Source organism: Hymenobacter aerophilus DSM 13606 (assembly GCF_000382225.1).
GTDB lineage: Bacteria > Bacteroidota > Bacteroidia > Cytophagales > Hymenobacteraceae > Hymenobacter > Hymenobacter aerophilus.
The window spans coordinates 1-19,016 of sequence record NZ_KB907842.1 but is presented as its reverse complement, the minus strand read 5'-3'; the positions used below and the strand labels follow the sequence as shown (position 1 = coordinate 19,016).

The window sequence follows — 19,016 nt, the reverse complement described above, 5'->3', positions numbered from 1 at the left end:
GGGGCAAGAAGTAGTGGCCGATGCGGCCTACGACAGTGATGCGTTGCGGGCCCTGATAGCGCAGGCAGGAGCCAAGGCGGTCATTAAGCCGAATCCACGGCGCAAGAACATGCCTCATTTCGACCCAGTGGCCTATCGGCAGCGACACCACATTGAGCAGACGTTCAGCAAAATGAAGCAATTTAGACGCTTAGCCACCCGCTACGATAAGCTGGACCGCACGTTTGACTCCTTTATCTGTCTACGAGTTATCACGCTCTACCTTAATTGAGAACAGCTCCTAAAGTGGCGTGCTGGCGGCGGGCGAGGCGGGCGGGGGGCCGGGGAAGGTGTCGGGGGCCGGGCCGTTGTCGTCGCGCAGCTTTTTGCCGCGGAGCGTGAGCAGGAAGCCCAAGCCCAGGATGAAGAACACAATGAGCGAGAGGATGCTGTTGCGCATCGAGCCGGTAAGCTGGGCAATCAGGCCGAACGAGAGCGTGCCGATAACGATACCCAGCTTCTCCACCACATCGAAAAAGCTGAAGTAGGCGGCCGAATTCGGGGTGTTTTCGGGCATAATCTTGGAGTAGGTACTGCGCGAGAGGCTCTGCACGGCGCCCATCGTGAGGCCGATAACGGAAGCCAGGGCGTAGAAGCTCCAGCCGGCCTGCACGAAGTAGCCGGCCACGCAAATCAGCATCCAGATAAACACGGCCCAGCTCAGGGCCCGCGTGTTGCCGATGCGGTCGGAGAGCTTGGCAAACAGCCAGGCCCCCAGGATGCCCACAATCTGCAGCAGCAGAATGGTGACGATGAGCGAGGTGCTATCGAGCTTCAGCACCTTGTCGCCGAAGATGGTGGCCACGTACATCACCGTCTGCACGCCCATGTTGTAGGTGAAGTAGGCCAGCAGGAAGCGCTTGAGGTTGGGCTGCTGCTTGAGCTGGTCCCACACCTTGCCCAGTTCGCGGAAGCCGTTGAGCAGCCAGCCGTCCTGACTGACGGGGGCGTTGGCCGGGCGGCCGGCATCGGGGGGCAGCGTGAGAAACGGAATCTGGGCAAACCCCACCCACCAGACGCCCGTGAGCAGGAAGCTGACCCGCGTGGCCTGCGCCGTGCTCATGCCAAACAGCGCTACGCCCTCGGGGCCGCCCGCAATGTGCGGCCCCATGATGATGCCCAGGCAGATAACCAGCAGCAGCACCGAACCAATGTAGCCCATCGAAAAGCCCCGCGCCGATAGTGAGTCGAACTTTTCTTCGGAGCTGATTTCGGGCAGGTAGGAGTTGTAGAACACGATGCTGCCGCTGAAACCAACCGTGGCGGCAATGAAGATAAACGTGCTGAGCGTGAGGTTGTCTTTGGTGAAGAAGTACAGCGCCGCGCAGCTCAGGGCCCCCAGGTAGCAGAATATCTGCAGAAACAGCTTCTTGCGGCCCGAGTAGTCGGCCAGCGAAGTAAGGAACGGGCTGACCAGGGCGATAAGCAGGAAGGCGGCCGAAATGGCGTAGGTCAGCAGCGAAGGGCCGGGCACGTCGAAGCCCAGAAAGTTGACGACATCCGTCTGGGGGCTGATTTCGGACGTGATGCTGCCCCAGTAGATGGGGAAGATGGAGCTGGTAATTACCAGCGGGTACACCGAGTTGGCCCAGTCGTAGAACGTCCAGCCGCGGGTGATGCGCTTGTCGTCTTTGGGGATGTGCTGGACGCCGGGTTGGGGCGGCGAAAGGGCGGCGGTAGCGTCGCTCATAAGGGGCAGGGGCTTGGCAGTGTTGCGGGCAAGATAACGGGATTTCACGGTTGCGGTTGTGCCCGGCGGCCCCGGCGCAGTTCGCGCAGCTAAGCCGCCGCCTGCGCAATGGCGGCGTTGCGCTTTGCCGGTAGCGCCGGGTGCCCGGTTTGGCTCCACCACAATGCGCGAAGCTGCCTCCTGATGCCTATTGCTCCCAGGTGGAGCGCAGCTCGTCGTAGAGCACCTGCACTTCCTGCCGCTCGTAGTTGGTGGGCAGGTGCTGGTGGGCGCAGGCCAGTAGCAGCTCGGCCTGCTGACGCAAGGCGGGCAGGCGGGTGGGGTCGCGCACCTGGCTGGCGGCCAGGGCCAGGGCGCGCAGCAGCCGGCGCAGCACGGCCGGGTTGCCGGCCCCGCTCTGGCGCACCAAATCGAAAGCCAGTCGCACGTAATCGGCAAACGAGTACACGCGTACCAGCACCCGCAGGTGCCGGCCGTCGGAGCGCAGCACGCCGGGAAAGTCGCGGCGGGCCAGCTGGGCCGTCAGCTCGCCCAGGTAGTCGATGGCCATTACGGCGGTAGTCGTGTCATTCACGGCCGGCGAGAGGGCCTTGAGGGCAATATCGACCAGCTGCTGCACGCCGAAGGCCACATCCTGGGTGGGGTTGCGGTGGCGGCCCAGGCCCACGTAGTGCAGCAGGTCGGCGGGCCAGTCGGCCTCGGCGGGGTCGTCGCGGTCCATATCGGCGCGCACGCTTAGCAGCGCCTGGCCGGTGCCCACGAAGTCGCCGATGTGGCATTCGAGGCGCAATACCGTGCGGTGGCGGGTGGCCCAGGCGAGCAGGCCGGCCGCATCGAGGTACTGCAGGTAGCCGGCAGCCGGGGCGGGCACGGCAAACCAGCCGGTTGGCTCGGCGCCGTAGGCTTCGGCGGCGGCCAGGCGCCCGGGCTCCAGCTCCTGCCCGAAATCAAACGGAAACAGCCGGCCGATTTCCTGCTCGGTTTCGGTCGTTATCTGGTGCACCAGCGTGCCGGTCTGCAACGATTCGGCGACGTGGTGGATGAAGAAAATGAGGGTAGCTACCCCACCCAGCGCCAGCAGCAGGGCCACCAGCACGGCCGTAGTGGGCACGAAGTAGTCGATGTGTGCGCCCCGGATGGTGCCCTGCACCACCAGGCAGTAGGTGAACACGCTCACGAAGTAGCCCATCACCAGCTGGTTGAGCGGGTCGCGCATGAAGTTGCGCAGTGCCCGCGGCGAGTACTGGTTGCTGACCTGGGCAATGGCGGCCAGCAGCAGCGAAAACGTGAGGGCCGCCACCGTGAGCATGGAGCCGGCAATGGCAATGAGCATGCCGCCCGCCCCGCCCGCATCGAGCCCGAACAGCAGTGGCAGCCGCCGCGCCCCGGTAGCGCTGCTGGCCTGGTCGAACTGCACCAGCCCGAAGGCGCTGCCCAGCGCGGCCAGCACCATCAGCAGCGGCACAAACCAAAGCGATTCGCGCAAAGGCTGCCAGAGCCGGCGCAGGCGGTTGAGCATGGGATGCAAGGCGTTAAGGGGTCGGGAAAGTAACGGTTTTCCCGGCCGGCGGTTGCCGGCCGTTACCTCACCCCCCGGCCCCCTCTCCTCAGGGAGAGGGGGAGCCAGACGCTTTAGCTGTTAGCTCTCGTTCAACGAGAAAAGCTATCAGCCAATAGCTATCAGCTAACAGCTCCCATAAAGGCTCCCCCTCTCCCTGAGGAGAGGGGGCCGGGGGGTGAGGTGAAACCCCACAACGCCGCAGGCCCGCCGGGATGGGCGGGCCTGCGGTGGTTATCTGATGACATCCCGTTGTCATGGGCATGACAACGGGATGTCACGCCCATGACAACGGGATGTCACGTTCGGGGCTTAGGTGGCGGCTAGCTTTTCTTGCCGGAGCGGAGGGACTTTTGCGCTTCGGTGTTTGGCAGGGTCGCGCTTGCCTTGCGGAAGCTGGCGCCCTGCATGGCCTGGGCGAAGAGCCTGCCGGGCCGGAACACCACCTTTACGTTGTTGATGTTGGCGGCCGTGAACTCTTTTTCCGAGTCGGCCCCGTCGCTTTGCAGGCTCACCGAGAAAGAGCCGAAGTCGCCGAAGCGCACGATTTGGCCGTCGGCCAGCTCGTCGGGCACCGTCTGGAAGAAAGCTTCGAGCACGGCCATCACGTCGATGGTGCTCACGGTGCTCATCTGGTTGATGCGGGAGGCAATGTCGCGTACAGTGGTTTCGCCCTGCGAGCGGGCTACGGCATACCATTTTTTGGCGGAATTGCTGTTGCCGGGGTTGCCGCGCTCAACCAGCGAATATTCAATGGACATAGGATAAGGGATTACGGATGAGCAAGTAAGGTAACGCCAAGCATCAGAATAACCATATGCCATTAGTATTATTTTTCACCTATCTCCCAAGGTCCGCCCCAATTGGCTAAAAGTGGGTGGCAGAGTGTAGAGACGCGACCCTTCGCGTCTCGTCGCTGCTGATGTTGTTGCTCAGGCGCTAATAGTTCACTGATTGTGCGATAATGAGACGCGATGGGTCGCGTTTCTACTTCGCTGCACTTGCGTTGTTCGCCAGCAGGGCCGCGTACTGCGCCTCCGTATCGACGTCGATGGCCCCGGCCGGGAAGGGCACGGCGGCTACCAGCGCCGGGTGTTGCCGAAGCAGCGGACCGGCCCCGGCGGCATCGGGTAGCTGGCGCAGCAGCGGCAGAGCTTCGAGGCCAAACAGCACCGGCACACCCAGCGTATCGGCGTACCGGCTGGCCACGATGGCGCGGCCCGTGGCGGCGCGGGTGTCGGTTAGCTGCCGCAGCAGCGCGGGGGTTACGTGGGGCTGGTCGCAGAGCATCACCACAACTTCCGTCCAGGCGGCGCAGAGGGTTTCGAGCAGCCGAAGGCCGCACTTGATGGAGGCACCCGGTCCGGCCGCCCAGTTGGGGCAGGGCTCCACCACCAGTGGCAGCCCGGCCAGCTCGGGCAGCAGGGCTTCGTGCTGGGCGCCGCTGACCATCACCACCGGCGCCCCGGCCGCGGCGGCTACGGCCGTCTCGGCGGCGCGGCGCAGCAGCGTCTGCCCCTGGTAGGTAAGCAGCTGTTTAGGCCGGCCGAGGCGACTGGAAGCCCCGGCAGCCAGCAGGATAATGGCGGGCATGTGGTGCGTAAGCTAAGAACAACATAGGGGCGAAGTCAGGCCCCGCCCCTACAGCTCGCACACCGCTCCTACCCTACCCTCGGGCACCAGCGGGGCATCGGCGTGCAGGGTGGGATGAATGGGATGCGGCGAGTTGCGCAGGAAGCCGGCGGGGCGGCCCGTCAGCACCGCCTGGATTTCGGCCACGATGGACAGGGCAATTTCCTCGGGCGTCTCCGCACCGAGGTTCAGGCCGATGGGACTGTGCAGGCGGCTTTGCAGCCGCCCGGCAGCGTCGGGCACATCCTTTACCAGGTCCTGCAGCAGGCGCTCGTACTTCTTGCGCGGGCCCAGCAGGCCGATGTAGGGCGTGGTGGCGTCGGGCAGCAGGTGGCGCAGCACCGCTAGGTCGTAGTAGTAGTTGTGGGTCATCAGCAGCGCGAACGAACCATCGTAGGGCTGCCGGGTCACCTGCTCCAGCGGCAGCACCCGCACGACGTAGGCCTCGGGGAAGCGGTTGGCGGCGACCTGAGCTGGCCGGCCATCGACCACCGTTACGCGCCAGCCGAGGCCGGCAGCCAGCCGTACTAGCGGCTGCACGTCGTTGCCGGCGCCGTACACCGTCAGGCGCACGGGCGGGCGCAGGATTTCCAGGCTCACCCGCACCGTGCCGCTGCCGGCCGGGTAGTGGCGGGTAGCGGGTTGACCAGCGGCCAGGGCGGCGCGGGCATCAGTCAGCAGCGGTTGGTAAAAGCGGGCCGTGGCAGGCAGCGTCCCCTGCACCATCCCGTCAGCCAGCAGCAGCCGTTGGCCGACCTGCACTTCATCGGCAGCCCCTACCCCGGCAAACACGGTGGCTACTACGGCCGGGGCGTGGGCGGTGGCGTCGGCCCAGCGGCGCAACAGCTCCAGCGGATTGTTAAGGTCGTGGAAGTCGAGGGGCTCCAGCAGAATCTGCACGATGCCCTGGCAACCCAGCGCCGCCCCGAATTGCAGGTCGTCGTCGGGGTCGGTCGAGTCGTAGGTGACCAGCGCGGGGCGGCCCTGGCGGATGGTGCGGCGGGCCCGGCGGCGGGCGTCGCCTTCGAGGCAGCCGCCGCTGATGGCCCCGGTCAGCTGGCCCTCATCGGTCACCAGCATCCGGGCGCCGGGGCGGCGGTAGGCCGAGCCGGCCACGTCGACCACCGAGGCCAGCGCGCAGGCCCGCCCCGCGGCGCGGTGCTGGTCGTAGGCATGCAGGAGGCGTTCGAGTTCGGTCATGTTTTGGGAACAATTGGCTTTTCGTTCTAATTATCACCCCACCCCCCGGCCCCACCCTCGCTCTAATCGCGACATCCTCCGGGAGAGGGGGTGCGTTCTGACAGAACAGTTCTCGCGTCTGGCTCCCCCTCTCCCGGAGGATGTCGCGATTAGAGCGAGGGTGGGGCCGGGGGGTGGGGTGGTCGTTACGCCGGCAGCCGCAGCGCCTCCAGCATCTTGTCGGGCGTCATCGGCAGGCTGCGCATGCGGCGGCCGGTGGCGTTGAATACGGCATTGGCCACGGCGGCGGCTACCCCTACGATGCCGATTTCGCCGATGCCCTTCACGCCCAGCGCGTTGATGTAGGGGTCGGTTTCGGGCACAAACTCAATGGTCATGTCCGGAATGTCGGCGTTGACGGGCACGTGGTAGCTGGCCAGGTCGGAGTTGGTGTAGCGGGCGTAGGTGGGGTCGCGGAAGGTTTCCTCCATCAGCGCCGAGCCGATGCCGAAGATGGCTCCGCCCATGAGCTGGCTGGTGGCGGTTTTCAGGTTGAGCACCGTGCCCACGCCGTGCACGCCCACCCAGCGCGTCACCCGAATCGTGCCCAGTTCGGGGTCGACTTCCACCTCGCAGAAGTGCGCTCCGAACGAGTGCATGGAGTGGCCCTGGCCCTGCTTTTCGCCGGGCTTTTCCTGGTTCGGGTTGCCGCCTTTCTTGTCGTCGCTGTCGGCCGCTTCGAAGTACTGCTTCTCGTAGCCGGCGCCGTACTTGCCCGAGGCGCTGCCTTCGATATCGGTCTGGCCGCTGCGGGCCAGGGCGGCCACCAGCGTTTCGCCTTTGGCGGGCTTTTTCGCCAGAAACATGCGGCCCAGCTCCACCTTCACATCGGCGGGCTTGGCTTTGTAGAGCGGCGACTTCTTATCGGCCACCGCCATTTTCACCACCTTCGCCCACACGTCCTGGGCGGCTTCCATGATGGCCGAGGCCACCGTGCCAGCCGCCTGCGAGCCGCCCGAGCCGGGGGCCGTGGGCAGGCGCGTGTCGCCCAGCTCGAAGCGGATTTTGTCGGGCGGCAAACCCAGCGCATCGGCCGAAACCTGCGTCATGACGGTGTAGGTGCCGGTACCCAGGTCGGTGGCACCCGACTGCACCACGGCGTGGCCGTCGGCAAACAGGCGCACGCGGGCCGTGCCCTGGGCGCTGTGCACCGGGTAGGTGGCCGTGCCCATGCCGTGGCCCACCAGCAGCCGGCCGCGGCGGGTCTGGCCAGGCGTGGGGTTGCGCTTGTCCCAGCCGAACAGCTCGGCGCCGCGGGCGTAGCACTGTTTCAGGCTTTTGCTGCTCCAGGGCTTGTCGTTGCTATAATCGTGGTCGGCGTAGTTGCGCAGGCGGATTTCGAGCGGGTCGATGTTGAGCTGGTGGGCCAGATCGTCCATCGAGCTTTCCAGCGCAAACGAACCGGGGGCCTCGCCGGGCGCGCGCATCCACACCGAAGTCATTACGTTGGCCCGCGCCAGCTCGTAAGTCGCCCCGAAGCTGGGGCAGGCGTAGAGCATGTTTATCACCTTGCTGTTCGACTCGGTGTAGTTGTCCCAGGGCGAGGTGGTGGCCTTTTTGGTGTGCACCAGGGCTAGCAGCTTGCCGTCGGTGGTGGCGCCCAGCTTCAGGTTCTGCTCCTGGTCTTCGCGGTGGCCCACGCCGGTAAACATCTGCTTGCGCGTGAGCACCACCTTCAGCGGCCGGCCCACGGCGCGGGCGGCCAGGGCCGTAATGAGCGTGTGGGGCCACACCGAGCCTTTGCAGCCGAAGCCGCCGCCCAGGTAATGCGTTACCACCCGCACCTGGTCGCGGGGCAGGCCCAGCACGTCCAGCAGGGCGGTCTGGCTGCCGGTAATGTTCTGGGTGGTTTCGTACACCGTCAGCCGGTCGTTGCCTTCCCACACGGCCAGCGTGGCGGCCGGCTCCATGGGGTTGTGGTGGTTGATGGCGTGCACGTAGGTAGCATCGAGCTTGACGGGCGCGCCGGCGTAGGCCGCCTGGGGGTTGCCCCGCTCGGTGTGGCCGGGCTGCTTGCCGCTCTGGATGGTCTGGGGGTCGAACAGCTCGGCCTTGGGGTCGAGGTAGGAGTCGATGGGCAGCTCGGCCTGGTAGCTTACCTGCACCAGCTCAGCCGCCTGGGTGGCGCGCTCCAGCGTGTCGGCCACCACCAGCACCACCGGCTCGCCGGCGTACTGCACCCGATCGTCCTGCATGGGCAGGTAGCTCTGGGCGGCCCGCCACTTTTCCACCTGCTGGGGCGTTTTGGCGGGCTTGGGCAGGTTTTGGTAGGTGAAGATGTGCAGCACGCCCGGCTCCTTCTCGGCCCGGCTGGTATCGATGCTTTTGATGCGGCCCTTGGCAATGGCGCTGGTCTTGAGCACCCCGTACACGGTGCCCGCCAACGGCACCTCGGCCGAGTAGCGGGCCGCCCCGGTTACCTTGGCCGGCCCGTCCACCCGGTTCAGCGGCTTGCCGACGATGTTGGTGGGCGCGTTTTCTTTCTCCTTGATTTCCATGTCAGTTCAGATTGATTTCCCGCAGAGAGTCGCGGAGGTAAAACGCAGCGGCTGGCACAGAACGACCTCCGCGAACCTCTGCGGAAACCTCTGCGCGCCTCTGCGGGAAAGCCACTAGGGCAATCAGGCAGCGGCCACTTCGCTTAAAGCCCGCACCAGCGTGTTCTGGGCCATTTCTACTTTGAACGCGTTGTGCTCGCGCGGCTTGGCCCCGCGCAGCGCCACCTCGGCGGCGGCCCGGAACGTGGCCTCGGTGGCGGGCTGGCCCACCAGCGCCTTTTCGGCCTCGAAGCAGCGCCAGGGCTGGGCCCCCACGCCGCCCAGCGCCACGCGGGCCGCTTTAATCGTACCGCCCTGCACCTCCAGCCCCACCGCCGCCGACACCAGCGCGTAGGCGTAGGAGGCCCGGTCGCGCACCTTGAGGTACTTCGAACGGCGGGCCATTTCGGTCTGCGGAATGGTTACGGCCACAATCAGCTCGTCGGGCTCCAGCACCGTTTCGCGCTGGGGCGTGCTGCCGGGCAGCAGGTAGAACTTGGTCAGTGGCACCTGCCGCTGCTTGCCCTTGGCGTTTTCCAGTGTCAGCACGGCATCCAGCGCAATCAGGGCCACCGAGAGGTCGCCGGGGTAGCTGGTGGCAATGCAGGCGTCGCTGGTGCCCAGGATGGCCAGGTTACGGTTGTCGCCCGTCAGGGCCGGGCAGCCCGAGCCGGGGTTGCGCTTGTTGCACGGAAAGGCCGTGTCGCGGAAATAGCCGCAGCGGGTGCGTTGCAGCACGTTGCCCCCGATGCTGGCCATGTTGCGCAGCTGGGCCGAGGCCGCCAGCAGCAGCGACTCGGCCACCATCGGAAACTGCCGGGCCACCAGCGGGTGGGCCGCCACATCGCTCATGCGCTCCAGGGCCCCAATCCGCAGCCCGTCTTTGGTGCTTTCGATGCCCCGGAAGGGCAGCATATTCACGTCGATCAGCTGGTCGTGGTTTTCCACGCTCAGCTTCATCAAATCGAGCAGCGTGGTGCCACCGGCAATAAAGGCCGCCGACTTATCGTCGCGCTTGGCCGCCGTGGCGTCCTTGGCTTTGTCGGCTTGGATATAGGAAAAGTTATTCATGGTGTAGTGGGGAGAGGCTGGGGCCAGGATGGAGAGCAGGCGGGTTGGCGGATGCGGGAAAAAAGCGCGTCAGGCTTTTGCTGCGCGTTGCATGAGGTTCTTTTTCCCGACTTAGCCCTTCCCCATTTGCCCTTTTGCGTCGAGGATGGCGGCCGTGATGTTGGGGTAGGCGCTGCAGCGGCAGATGTTGCCGCTCATCCACTCGCGCACCTCGGCTTCGGAACCCGCGTGCCCCTCGTTCACGCACGCCACGGCCGACATAATCTGGCCCGGCGTGCAGTAGCCGCACTGGAAACCGTCGTGCTTGAGAAAGGCGGCCTGCATGGGGTGCAGCTCATCGCCCTTGGCCAGGCCTTCGATGGTCGTGATTTCCTTGCCCTGGCTCATCACGGCCAGCGTGAGGCAGCTGTTTACGCGGCGGCCGTCTACGAGCACCGTGCAGGCGCCGCACTGGCCATGGTCGCAGCCCTTTTTGGAGCCCGTCAGGTCGAGGTATTCGCGCAGGGCGTCGAGCAGCGTTACGCGGGGTTCGGCCCGGATGCTGCGCAGGGTGCCGTTTACGTTCAGGTTGATGGTAGACACGCCTTCAAGTTTTTTAGAAAGGGCCGTCAGGCGCTCGGCCTGGCTGATAAAGGGCGGCGCCAGGGCCAGGCCCAGGATGCCGCCGGCCTGCTTCATAAAGGTGCGGCGCGAGCCGTCGGGGTTGAGGGGAGCGGGGGCGTTGGATGCAGGCATAGAATAGAGCGAGAGCAGCCCGACGATGCGTCGGTGCATGCACCGGCATACGCAGCCGGGCCGCCTGCCGTTACCGGCCCACCATTGTTTTTTGCTTTACGCCGTCGGCAGCAGGCTGTTCGGGCCGCTGCATTCGCCCCCGATATGCCGTTTGGCGCCGGCCGCTGGTTTGGTTGCTATCCGCCGGCGGTGCAGTTTTGTGGTTGGCCCGTTTCGGCGGCCTCCGAAGTGCCTGAATTCCTGCCCGCCTGAGTTCCTGCCCGCGCCCACCGGCGCGCTTTGCCGTATGCTGCACCACTCTATTTCCGCCTTCTGCCTGCAAACCGATACGGAGTTGGGCCTGCTACGGGTCGAGTACCGGCTTGGGAGCGGCTCGGTGCTGCGCCGGCCCGACGTTACGGCTCTGCTGGCGTTGGCCCACGAGCACGCCATCCGGCACCTGCTGATTGATATGCGCACCGTGCCGCTGCTCACGGTATATGATGAGCTGTGGCTGGGCGCCCACTTTATGCCCGCGCTGATGACCCTCCCCCTGCAGCGACTGGTGCTCATCATCGGCAGCCACCAAACCTACCATCAACTCGCCGTCGACGCTCTGCACGATTTGGTAAAGCCTGCTATCCGCTTCGACGCGCAGTATTTCGACGACCCCGCGACGGCCCTGAACTGGCTCACCGATGACTCGCCCCGGGTGCCCGCCCTGCTGGCCGAGTGGGCGGCCCGCTAGTTCCGACTGCTCCAGAAAAGCCGCCGATTGGCACTTTATACTCCGGCCAGCAGCTACGTTATTGCCTTGGTATCATTGACCGACGAAATGCGGCAACTCGCCGCTACAGCCAGGCGCACCGTACACGAGACTGGAGCTTTTAGAAGAGTCGGCGCTGTGCTGACCGGCCGTACTTCTTCCTCTTACATATCCGATCAGAATCGGTAGTTCCACGCGGGAAGTATAAGCATTTTATTATATTATAACTTTTCAAATATAATTTATAACTATATGATAAATTAGGTTATATTCATAAAGGAAAATGTTTTCCACCTCACTTTACTCCCTGCACCATGAATGACCCCACTAAGTCTTCTGCCCGCACCCAAGATGCTATCGATGGCGGAATTTTAGCCATATATGCCTCTCCGGCAACCTGGCTGAAAGTCGTTGCCTTTTACAAGCACTTGCTGGCCCCATCGCCCAAGCAGGCAGGTCCGGCCGTGGCTATATTTCAGATGGAACACGACAGTGAGCTACATATCATTTTAACTGACGACCAAGCCACACTCGCCAAGCAAGCATCCCAGACTACTTGGCACTTGCCGGTAGCTGAAGCTTATCAAGTGGAGAAAGCCATGCAATACGCCCAGGATATGGGAATCGAAATAGTTCTTGGCACAACCGCTGTTTGGGCTTTTCCTATTCCCACAGAATTTGGCTCTCAGGCAGTCATCACATTAGGTACCGTTCGGTTCAAGACTCACCAGCAGTTATCGTCGGAAGATACCACCGTGGGAGTTATCCATAATCCCAACTGGTAGGCCCGGCGGCAGAGCCAACCGCCGCCCCTGCCCCGGGTGCTGTTTGGAAGCTGGCAGAGTTCGTGTTTCAGGGGCTTCGGGGGCTGACAACTGCCGGCCCCGCCGTTCTGAGTTCCCGACGAGCCTACTCCTATGAGATGCCTCCTGATTGCTCTGCTACTGAGCGTGCCGGCAACCGCGCCGCCCGCGTTCAGCCAGTTGGCGGCCCCCGATAGCCTGCGCCAGCTACTGCGCACCCAGCGCCGGCCCGATACGGTGCGCGTGCGGCGCCTCCAGGCGCTGGCTCACTCCCTGAAAACCACCGACGCGGAGCAGGCCACCCAGGTAAGCCACCAGGCCCTGCGGCTGGCCCGGGCCCTGGCCGACTCGGTGGGCCAGGGCGAGGCCATGCTGGCGCTCAGCAACCTGTATCGGCGCCAGAACCAGTTTACGGTGGCCCACCGCTACGCCCGGCAGGCGCAACGCCTGTTCGCCCGCCTGCGGCACTACCGGGGCGAAAGCCGGGCCTGGCTGGAGCTGAGCACCCTGGCGATGGTGCAGTCCAGACCCATTGAGGCGCTGCAGGCTGCCCTGCGCGGCCTGCCCCTGGCCGAGCGTGCCCACGACCTGCAGACCCAGAATCGGCTTAGGCTGGTAATCGGCACCACGTATTACCAGACCGGCAACTACACCGAAGCTTTGCCGGCCCTGAAAGCCTCGCTGCGCATTGGCCGCCAGCTCGGTGACCACCAGATGGTGCTGACCGTCCTGAGTACGCTCGGCGACTCGTACCAGATGCTGCACGACTGGCCCAGGGCGCTGCGCTGCTACCAGCAGGCCCTGCGCCTGAACCGGCAGCAGGGCGACCAGCAGGGCGAAGCCGGCTCCGAAATCAGCCTGGCCGAAGTGTACAGCCGCCTGGGCAACCCGGCCGCGGCCCTGGACCACGGCCAGCAGGCCCGCGCCCTCATACGCACCCACCACGACGAGTACAACGTGCCGGCGCTGCAGCTGGCCCTGGCCCGCGCCTACCAGCTTCGGCAGCAGCCCGACAGCACGCTGGCGCTGGCCCACTCGGCCCTGGCGCTAAGCCAGCGCAGCCGCAGCAACAGCAATAGCAACAGCCGCGAGGCCGCCCAGCTGCTGGCCGAAACCTATGCCAGCCAGCGCAGGTTCGGGCAGGCCTACCGCTTCCGGACGCTGCAGATGGCCTATGACGATACGCTTTCGGGGGAGGATACGCAGCGCCGCACCAGCGCCCTGCGCTACGGCTACGAGCTGGACAAGAGGCGCAACCAGATTGTGCTGCTCACGAAAACCCGCCAGCTCCAGGCCCAGAAGGCCGAACGCCAACAGTTGCGCTTCCGGGGCCTGCTGGTGGGCCTGGGGGGCGTGTTGCTGCTGGCCGCGCTGCTACTGCGCAACATTTACCTCAAGCAGGCCAGCAACCGCCGCCTGAAGGGAAAGAACCAGCAGATTGCGGCCCAGCGCGACCATCTCGACAAGGCCCTGACCGAGCTGCAGGCCACCCAGGCCCAGCTGGTGCAGCACGAGAAGCTGGCCTCGCTGGGCGAGCTGACGGCGGGCGTGGCCCACGAGATGCAGAATCCGCTCAACTTCATCAACAATTTCTCCGACCTGAGCCTGGAGCTGCTCGACGAGCTGGCCGACGGGCTCGACAAGGAGCCACTATCGGCCGAGGGGCGGGCGCTGAGTGCGGAGTTGCTGGCCGAGCTGCGCAAAGACCAGGCGTGCATCAACCAGCACGGCCGCCGCGCCGCCCGCATTGTAAAGTGCATGCTGGAGCACTCGCGCGTCAGTAGTGGCCCGGCCGAGGAAACCGACCTCAACGCCCTGACCGAAGACTGCCTGCACCGCGCCTACCACAGCTGGCTGACCGAGCACCCCGATTTCAGCGCCCACGCCACGCTGCACCTGGCCCCGCAGCTGCCCCGGCTGCGGGTGGTGCCCCAGGATTTGTGCCGGGTGTTGCTCAGCCTGCTGGCCAATGTGTTTTATGCCCTGCACGAAAAACAGCAACAGCTGGGACCCGCTTTCGAGCCTGCAGTATGCCTGAGTACCCGGCAAACGGGCAGCACCGTACAGATTACCGTGCGCGACAACGGCACGGGCATGAGCCCGGCCGTGCGTAAGCACGTGTTCGAGCCCTTCTTCACGACCAAGCCCACCGGCGAAGGTACCGGCCTGGGCCTCTCGCTGAGCTACGACATCGTCACGAAAGGCCACCGCGGCACCCTGAGCGTGGAAAGCCGCGAGGGCGAGTATACCGAGTTTGTGATAAGCCTGCCGCTTACGCTGGCCCATCCGGCCGAATTGCTCCCCCAGCCTGCCGCCGCGGCCTAAGCCGAACCACAGAACGCCGGAGGAACGCGGCTGGCTGCCGCTCCCGGCTCGTCGTATGCCCGAATGGAGCGTGCGGGCAGTCGCGCCTTTTACACTGGAGTCTCGCCCGGCTTCATCTACTCCAGCAGGCAATCCGGCCGCGGCACTTCCTGCCGAATCTCCCCTGGCTTTTGCCGGTTGAACTGCACGACGCCGCATTGGTGGGCGAAGGTGTAATATTCCGGCTACCGGCAACGCCTCCACATTTTACACCGTAATTCATTACCTTATAGTCACTTACTTTAAATCCTTACCGAAATGCGCAACCAACCCTTCTTTTCCATTCTGCTCGCCGGCCTGCTCACGCTCGGCCTGGGCACCGCCGCCTCGGCCCAGACGGGGGCCCCTACCGGCGCGCCCCTCACCCAGAAAGCGAACGGCAACCTGCTTCAGATGTCGAAGCTTTCCGACAACCACACCACCCTGATGAAGGCCTTATCGGCCGCGGGGCTTGATGAGCAGGCGCGCGGGGCCACGAAGTACACCGTATTTGCCCCCACCAACGCCGCCTTCGATAAGCTGCCCGCCGGCAAGCTCGATGAGTTGCTCAAGCCGGCCAGCAAAAGCCAGCTGGCGCTGCTGCTGGCCTACCACGTAGTGCCCGGCTCCTACCTGGCCGCCAACCTCAAAGACGGCGAAAAACTGACCACCGTGCAGGGTGAAACCCTCACCGTAATGCGCCAGGGCGACTCGCTGATGCTAAAAGACAGCAAAGGCAACACGGCCACCATCGTCAACACCGATATCGTGGCCGAGAACGGTATCATTCAGTCCATCGATGCCGTGCTGATGCCCAACAGCCTGATGGGCGCCAAGAAGTAAGCAGCTGCCAGTTGCGTACTCTTGCAATAAAAAAGCCTCGTTTCTGAAACAGAAACGAGGCTTTTGCAGAGAGGATGGGATTCGAACCCACGATGAGCTTGCACCCATACACACTTTCCAGGCGTGCTCCTTCAACCACTCGGACACCTCTCTGGGTGATGCGGTTTGGTGGCGCAAAATAACACCCGATTTTCCGGATACGCAAGCTGCTTGCCCGGCAACGGCTCAGATACCGGTTTATAGCAGCGTTATTTCGCCGCGCAGATCCTGGGCCAGCAGGCGGCGGGCCTGGGCGGGCGCCAAGCCCTGGCCGAGCACAAACATGAGCTTGGTAATGGCCGCCTCCACCGTAATATCGTCGCCGCCTACCAGGCCGAGCTCCGAGAGGTAGGCGCTGGTTTCGTAGCGGCCCTGCAGCACCCGGCCTTCCTCGCACTGGCTCACGTTGAACAGCACCACGCCCCGCTCCGATGCCTCGCGCAGGCACTTGAGAAACCAGGGCGCGGTAGGCGCGTTGCCCGAGCCGTAGGTTTCGAGCACGCAGCCGCGCAGATCGTCGAGTTCGAGCTGGGCCCGTAGCACCCGCTCCGTAAGGCCCGGAAACAGCCGGATGAGGGCCACCCGCTCATCGAGGCGCTGGTGGGCCCGCAGCCGGCCGGTGGGCAGCGGCCGGATTTGCTGGTCGTGGAACACCAGTTCGATGCCGGCCTGGGCCAGGGGCGGGTAGTTTTCGCTGCGGAAGGCGTCGTACTGCTGGCTTTCCACCTTCTTGGCCCGGTTGCCCCGAATCAGCAGATCGTTGAAAAACAGGCACACCTCGGGCACGCGCACCGACTTGCCCATGGGGAGGCGGGCGGCGGCCATTTCGAGGGCCGTTACCAGGTTGCGGCGGGCATCGGTTCGGATGCCGCCCACGGGCACCTGCGCCCCGGTGAACACCACCGTTTTGCCTAGGTTTTCGAGCAGGAAGCTGAGCGCCGCCGCCGAGTAGGCCATGGTATCGGTGCCGTGCAGCACCACGAAGCCGTCGTACTGGTCGTATTTCTCGGCAATGAGGGCAGCCATGCGCAGCCAGTCGTCGGTCGTGACGTTGCTCGAATCAATTGGCTCGCCCAGGTTCACCACTTCCACCCGCATGTTCAGCTGGCGCAGCTCGGGCATCTTGCGCCGGATGTGCTCAAACTTCATCGGCACTAGCTCGCCGCGCTTGTTGTAGGCCATGCCGGCCGTGCCGCCGGTGTAGATGACGAGGATAGAAGACTGAGGGCTTTCGGGAGTAGCAGCCACGGGCAGGAACGGGTTTCGGGTGGAGCTGCGAAGGTAGGAAGTTGGTTTTGGGTGAACGGAGGAACTGTCATCCCCTACTGCCTCACTTCCTTCCCCCTCCATCACCGGCCTCTCCGAATAGCGCCAGCGTGTTGCGGGTGGTGGCCTGGGCTACCTCCTCAACAGGCACGCCCAGCAGCTCGGCTACGCGGCGCGCTACCAGGGGCACGTAGGCGGGCTCGTTGCGCTTGCCGCGGTGGGGCACGGGCGCCAGGTAGGGGCAGTCGGTTTCGAGCAGCAGATGCTCCAGGCCGATGCCGGGCAGCACTTTATCGAGGCCGCCGTTTTTGAACGTGGCCACGCCCCCGATGCCCAGCTTGAAGCCGAGCCGGATGACTTCTTCGGCCTCGGCCGGCGTGCCCGAAAAGCAGTGGAATACGCCCCGCAGCGTGCCGTCCTGGGCCTCGGCAATGATATCGGCGGTTTCGCGGAAGGCCTCGCGGGTGTGCAGCACGAGGGGCAGCTGGTGCTTTTTGGCCAGCGCCACTTGGACCCGCAATGCCTCCTGCTGCTCGGCCAGCAGGGTTTTATCCCAGTACAAATCGATGCCGCACTCCCCCACCGCCGCAAACGGCCGGCGGCCCAGCCAGTCCTCCACCTCGTACAGCTCGCGCTCCAGGTTGCGCGTTACGTGGCAGGGGTGCAGGCCCATCATGGCGAAGCACTGCGTCGGATAGCGGGCCTCCACTTCCAGCATGGCGTCAATGCTTTCGTGGTCGATGTTGGGCATGAAGATAGTTTCCACGCCCCCCTCGTAGGCCCGCTGCAGCAGCTCGTCCTGGTCGGGTTTCAGCTGGGGCGAATAGACGTGGGCGTGGGAATCGGAAAAGGTCATATCGGGGGTGTTGGGGTGATGTAGGATAGTAGCGGGAGGAGTTTATAAAACGCAAAAGTACTGTCATCCTGAGCATGCTGCGCTTGGAGCAGGGACGAAGAAGCTTCCTGCGCTGAAACGAACCGTTGTTACGTGCTAAGCTCCTTCGTCCCTGCTCCAAGCGCAACATGCTCAGGATGACAGCACTTTCAACTCTCTCACCTCCTCCCCCCTCACAACCTACCGGTAGCTCCGCCCCTTCCACTCGAAGCGCAGCGGCAGCAGCCGGAACAGCACCAGGCTCACCGTCAGGGCCAGCGTGTAGAGCTCGAACAGGGGCAGCAGCTCCAGCGGCGGGCGACGGCCCACGCGGCGGAAGCAGACGATGGCCAGCCCGCCCTGCATGCAAGCCTTGGCCAACCACACGGCCAGCGCCAGCCCCGGCCCCGCCACCACGGCCAGCGCCGCCAGCACCAGGTAAAACGAGCCGTACAGCGCCAGACACGCCTGCAGCCAGCCCGGCAGCTGCTCCACGCCCCGCATCCAGCGCCGCCGCTGGTGCAGCAGCCCCCGCCACGTGTACATGGGCAGCGACTCGGCCAGCACTTCGGGCCGGAACAGGTTGCGGTAGTCGAAGCCCCGGGCCCGCACCGCCTTAAACAGCTCAAAATCTTCGGTGACCGAAAACGGCAGCGCCTCGTAGCCGCCGGTGGCCTCGTAGGCTTCGCGGGTGATGAGCATGTTGTTGCCCATGGCCGTTACGGGCCGGCCCAAATCCGTAACCACCTGCACCAACCCCAACGACAGCAGCCAGTCGAGCCCCTGCAACCGATGAAACAGCCGCGGGCCCGTTACCAGCGTCAGGCCCGTCACGATGCCTACATTCGGCTGGGCCCAGGCCAGCAGCCCGCGCAGCCAGGTAGGCGGCACAGCAATATCGGCGTCGGTGATAAAGAAGAAATCCGATGTGGCGGACCGCGCCAGCTGGGCCAGCACATTGGCCTTGCCCCGCGCCAGGCCCCGGTTTTTCCGGATGTCGAACACCCGAAACGTGCCCGCGTAGCCCTGCATGGCGGCCTCAGCCACGGCCGTGGTGGCATCGGTCGAGCCGTCGTTACCCAGCAGCACCTCCACCAGCTCGGGCGGGTAGTTAAGGTTCCGAATAGCTGTCAGGCAGCGCGCAATGGCCGTTTCCTCATTTCGGGCCGCAATCAGGATGCTCACCCGCGGCCGCTCCGCTCCTACCACCGGCGCAGGCAGCAACCGCCGCCCCAGCACCCAGGCCGAAGCCATCAGCAGCGCAAACCAGCCTAGAAAGTACAGGGTGAACAGCATATTGGGTAGTGGGTCTAGGGTATATTTAGGAAGAACGTCATTCAGAGCGCAGCGAAGAATCTCGCCTATTGACACTGCAACAGTAATCTGACATCAGCACACGAGATTCTTCGCTGCGCTCAGAATGAAGCTGTTTAGGAAGTAGAAGATGGGGCAATTTTGCGCAGCAACAATACGGTGAAGGCCAACCAGTGCATGGCCAGCCAGTTTTGCAAGCTGGTTTCGTAGCGCACGAGCAGGGTCTTGAAGCCGTCAAGCCAGGCGTTGAGGCGCTCAATGACCAGGCGTCGGCGGTAGAGTTCGGGG

16 protein-coding genes and 1 tRNA gene are annotated in these 19,016 nt (G+C 64.6%); 5 read left to right on the top strand and 12 right to left on the bottom strand.

All coding sequences use genetic code 11. The features are described 5' to 3' along the window. On the top strand, window positions 1-271 hold a 271-nt coding region (locus tag H145_RS0118550; protein ID WP_019949280.1), incomplete at its 5' end, for an IS5/IS1182 family transposase. Between the two features lie 9 nt (window positions 272-280). Here H145_RS0118550 and H145_RS0118545 read toward each other — a convergent pair. The 8 genes from H145_RS0118545 to H145_RS0118510 all read right to left on the bottom strand — a co-directional run bounded on the left by H145_RS0118545 (window position 281) and on the right by H145_RS0118510 (window position 10,501). Beyond that, window positions 281-1,729: an MFS transporter gene (locus H145_RS0118545; protein ID WP_019949656.1), complete on the bottom strand. Its 1,449-nt coding sequence runs from the start codon at window positions 1,727-1,729 to the stop codon at window positions 281-283. Window positions 1,730-1,916: 187 nt separating this feature from the next. Beyond that, a complete protein-coding gene (locus H145_RS0118540; protein ID WP_019949655.1) occupies window positions 1,917-3,248 on the bottom strand; it encodes a DUF2254 domain-containing protein in 1,332 nt (443 codons plus the stop codon). 362 nt (window positions 3,249-3,610) lie between these two features. After that, window positions 3,611-4,048, bottom strand: coding sequence for an HU family DNA-binding protein (locus H145_RS22100; protein ID WP_019949654.1), 438 nt, complete (start codon window positions 4,046-4,048; stop codon window positions 3,611-3,613). 226 nt (window positions 4,049-4,274) lie between these two features. Next, window positions 4,275-4,880: a nucleotidyltransferase family protein gene (locus H145_RS22095; RefSeq protein ID WP_019949653.1), complete on the bottom strand. Its 606-nt coding sequence runs from the start codon at window positions 4,878-4,880 to the stop codon at window positions 4,275-4,277. A gap of 48 nt (window positions 4,881-4,928) precedes the next feature. Beyond that, window positions 4,929-6,119 carry an XdhC family protein gene (locus tag H145_RS22090; protein WP_019949652.1) on the bottom strand — a complete coding sequence of 397 codons (1,191 nt, stop codon included), beginning with the start codon at window positions 6,117-6,119 and terminating at the stop codon, window positions 4,929-4,931. A gap of 185 nt (window positions 6,120-6,304) precedes the next feature. Further along, complete coding sequence (locus tag H145_RS0118520; RefSeq protein WP_019949651.1) at window positions 6,305-8,656, bottom strand: xanthine dehydrogenase family protein molybdopterin-binding subunit; 2,352 nt, start codon at window positions 8,654-8,656, stop codon at window positions 6,305-6,307. Between the two features lie 123 nt (window positions 8,657-8,779). Further along, on the bottom strand, window positions 8,780-9,766 hold the full coding sequence (locus H145_RS0118515) for an FAD binding domain-containing protein (RefSeq protein WP_019949650.1): 987 nt from the start codon (window positions 9,764-9,766) through the stop codon (window positions 8,780-8,782). Window positions 9,767-9,877: 111 nt separating this feature from the next. Then, window positions 9,878-10,501: a (2Fe-2S)-binding protein gene (locus tag H145_RS0118510; RefSeq protein WP_019949649.1), complete on the bottom strand. Its 624-nt coding sequence runs from the start codon at window positions 10,499-10,501 to the stop codon at window positions 9,878-9,880. Between the two features lie 286 nt (window positions 10,502-10,787). Between H145_RS0118510 and H145_RS0118505 the strand changes: the two genes are divergently transcribed. The 4 genes from H145_RS0118505 (at window position 10,788) to H145_RS0118490 (ending at window position 15,235) form a co-directional block, all read left to right on the top strand. After that, window positions 10,788-11,228 carry a hypothetical protein gene (locus H145_RS0118505; protein WP_019949648.1) on the top strand — a complete coding sequence of 147 codons (441 nt, stop codon included), beginning with the start codon at window positions 10,788-10,790 and terminating at the stop codon, window positions 11,226-11,228. 332 nt (window positions 11,229-11,560) lie between these two features. Next, window positions 11,561-12,031, top strand: coding sequence for a hypothetical protein (locus tag H145_RS0118500; RefSeq protein WP_019949647.1), 471 nt, complete (start codon window positions 11,561-11,563; stop codon window positions 12,029-12,031). Between the two features lie 132 nt (window positions 12,032-12,163). After that, entirely contained in the window at window positions 12,164-14,374 is a 2,211-nt protein-coding gene (locus tag H145_RS23080) for a tetratricopeptide repeat protein (protein WP_157541792.1), read from the top strand. A gap of 297 nt (window positions 14,375-14,671) precedes the next feature. Beyond that, window positions 14,672-15,235, top strand: coding sequence for a fasciclin domain-containing protein (locus H145_RS0118490; protein ID WP_019949645.1), 564 nt, complete (start codon window positions 14,672-14,674; stop codon window positions 15,233-15,235). A gap of 66 nt (window positions 15,236-15,301) precedes the next feature. Here H145_RS0118490 and H145_RS0118485 read toward each other — a convergent pair. The 4 genes from H145_RS0118485 to H145_RS0118470 form a co-directional block, all read right to left on the bottom strand. Then, window positions 15,302-15,388 (bottom strand) — tRNA-Ser (locus tag H145_RS0118485). A gap of 84 nt (window positions 15,389-15,472) precedes the next feature. After that, the gene (locus H145_RS0118480) at window positions 15,473-16,522 is read right to left on the bottom strand and encodes an asparaginase (RefSeq protein ID WP_240471731.1); all 1,050 of its coding nucleotides are present in this window, start codon (window positions 16,520-16,522) and stop codon (window positions 15,473-15,475) included. Between the two features lie 82 nt (window positions 16,523-16,604). Next, window positions 16,605-17,396, bottom strand: a complete 792-nt coding sequence (locus H145_RS0118475; RefSeq protein WP_019949643.1) for a TatD family hydrolase — start codon at window positions 17,394-17,396, stop codon at window positions 16,605-16,607. Window positions 17,397-17,615: 219 nt separating this feature from the next. After that, entirely contained in the window at window positions 17,616-18,710 is a 1,095-nt protein-coding gene (locus tag H145_RS0118470; protein ID WP_019949642.1) for a glycosyltransferase, read from the bottom strand. Between the last annotated feature and the right edge of the window lie 306 nt (window positions 18,711-19,016).

Bases quoted from the DNA above. Each gene is read 5' to 3' on its own strand.
- H145_RS22100 (WP_019949654.1), bottom strand. From the start codon at position 4,048: ATGTCCATTGAATATTCGCTGGTTGAGCGCGGCAACCCCGGCAACAGC.
- H145_RS23080 (WP_157541792.1), top strand. From the start codon at position 12,164: ATGAGATGCCTCCTGATTGCTCTGCTACTGAGCGTGCCGGCAACCGCG.
- H145_RS0118510 (WP_019949649.1), bottom strand. From the start codon at position 10,501: ATGCCTGCATCCAACGCCCCCGCTCCCCTCAACCCCGACGGCTCGCGC.
- H145_RS0118475 (WP_019949643.1), bottom strand. From the start codon at position 17,396: ATGACCTTTTCCGATTCCCACGCCCACGTCTATTCGCCCCAGCTGAAA.
- H145_RS0118540 (WP_019949655.1), bottom strand. From the start codon at position 3,248: ATGCTCAACCGCCTGCGCCGGCTCTGGCAGCCTTTGCGCGAATCGCTT.
- H145_RS0118545 (WP_019949656.1), bottom strand. From the start codon at position 1,729: ATGAGCGACGCTACCGCCGCCCTTTCGCCGCCCCAACCCGGCGTCCAG.
- H145_RS0118515 (WP_019949650.1), bottom strand. From the start codon at position 9,766: ATGAATAACTTTTCCTATATCCAAGCCGACAAAGCCAAGGACGCCACG.
- H145_RS22095 (WP_019949653.1), bottom strand. From the start codon at position 4,880: ATGCCCGCCATTATCCTGCTGGCTGCCGGGGCTTCCAGTCGCCTCGGC.
- H145_RS22090 (WP_019949652.1), bottom strand. From the start codon at position 6,119: ATGACCGAACTCGAACGCCTCCTGCATGCCTACGACCAGCACCGCGCC.
- H145_RS0118470 (WP_019949642.1), bottom strand. From the start codon at position 18,710: ATGCTGTTCACCCTGTACTTTCTAGGCTGGTTTGCGCTGCTGATGGCT.
- H145_RS0118490 (WP_019949645.1), top strand. From the start codon at position 14,672: ATGCGCAACCAACCCTTCTTTTCCATTCTGCTCGCCGGCCTGCTCACG.
- H145_RS0118520 (WP_019949651.1), bottom strand. From the start codon at position 8,656: ATGGAAATCAAGGAGAAAGAAAACGCGCCCACCAACATCGTCGGCAAG.
- H145_RS0118500 (WP_019949647.1), top strand. From the start codon at position 11,561: ATGAATGACCCCACTAAGTCTTCTGCCCGCACCCAAGATGCTATCGAT.
- H145_RS0118505 (WP_019949648.1), top strand. From the start codon at position 10,788: ATGCTGCACCACTCTATTTCCGCCTTCTGCCTGCAAACCGATACGGAG.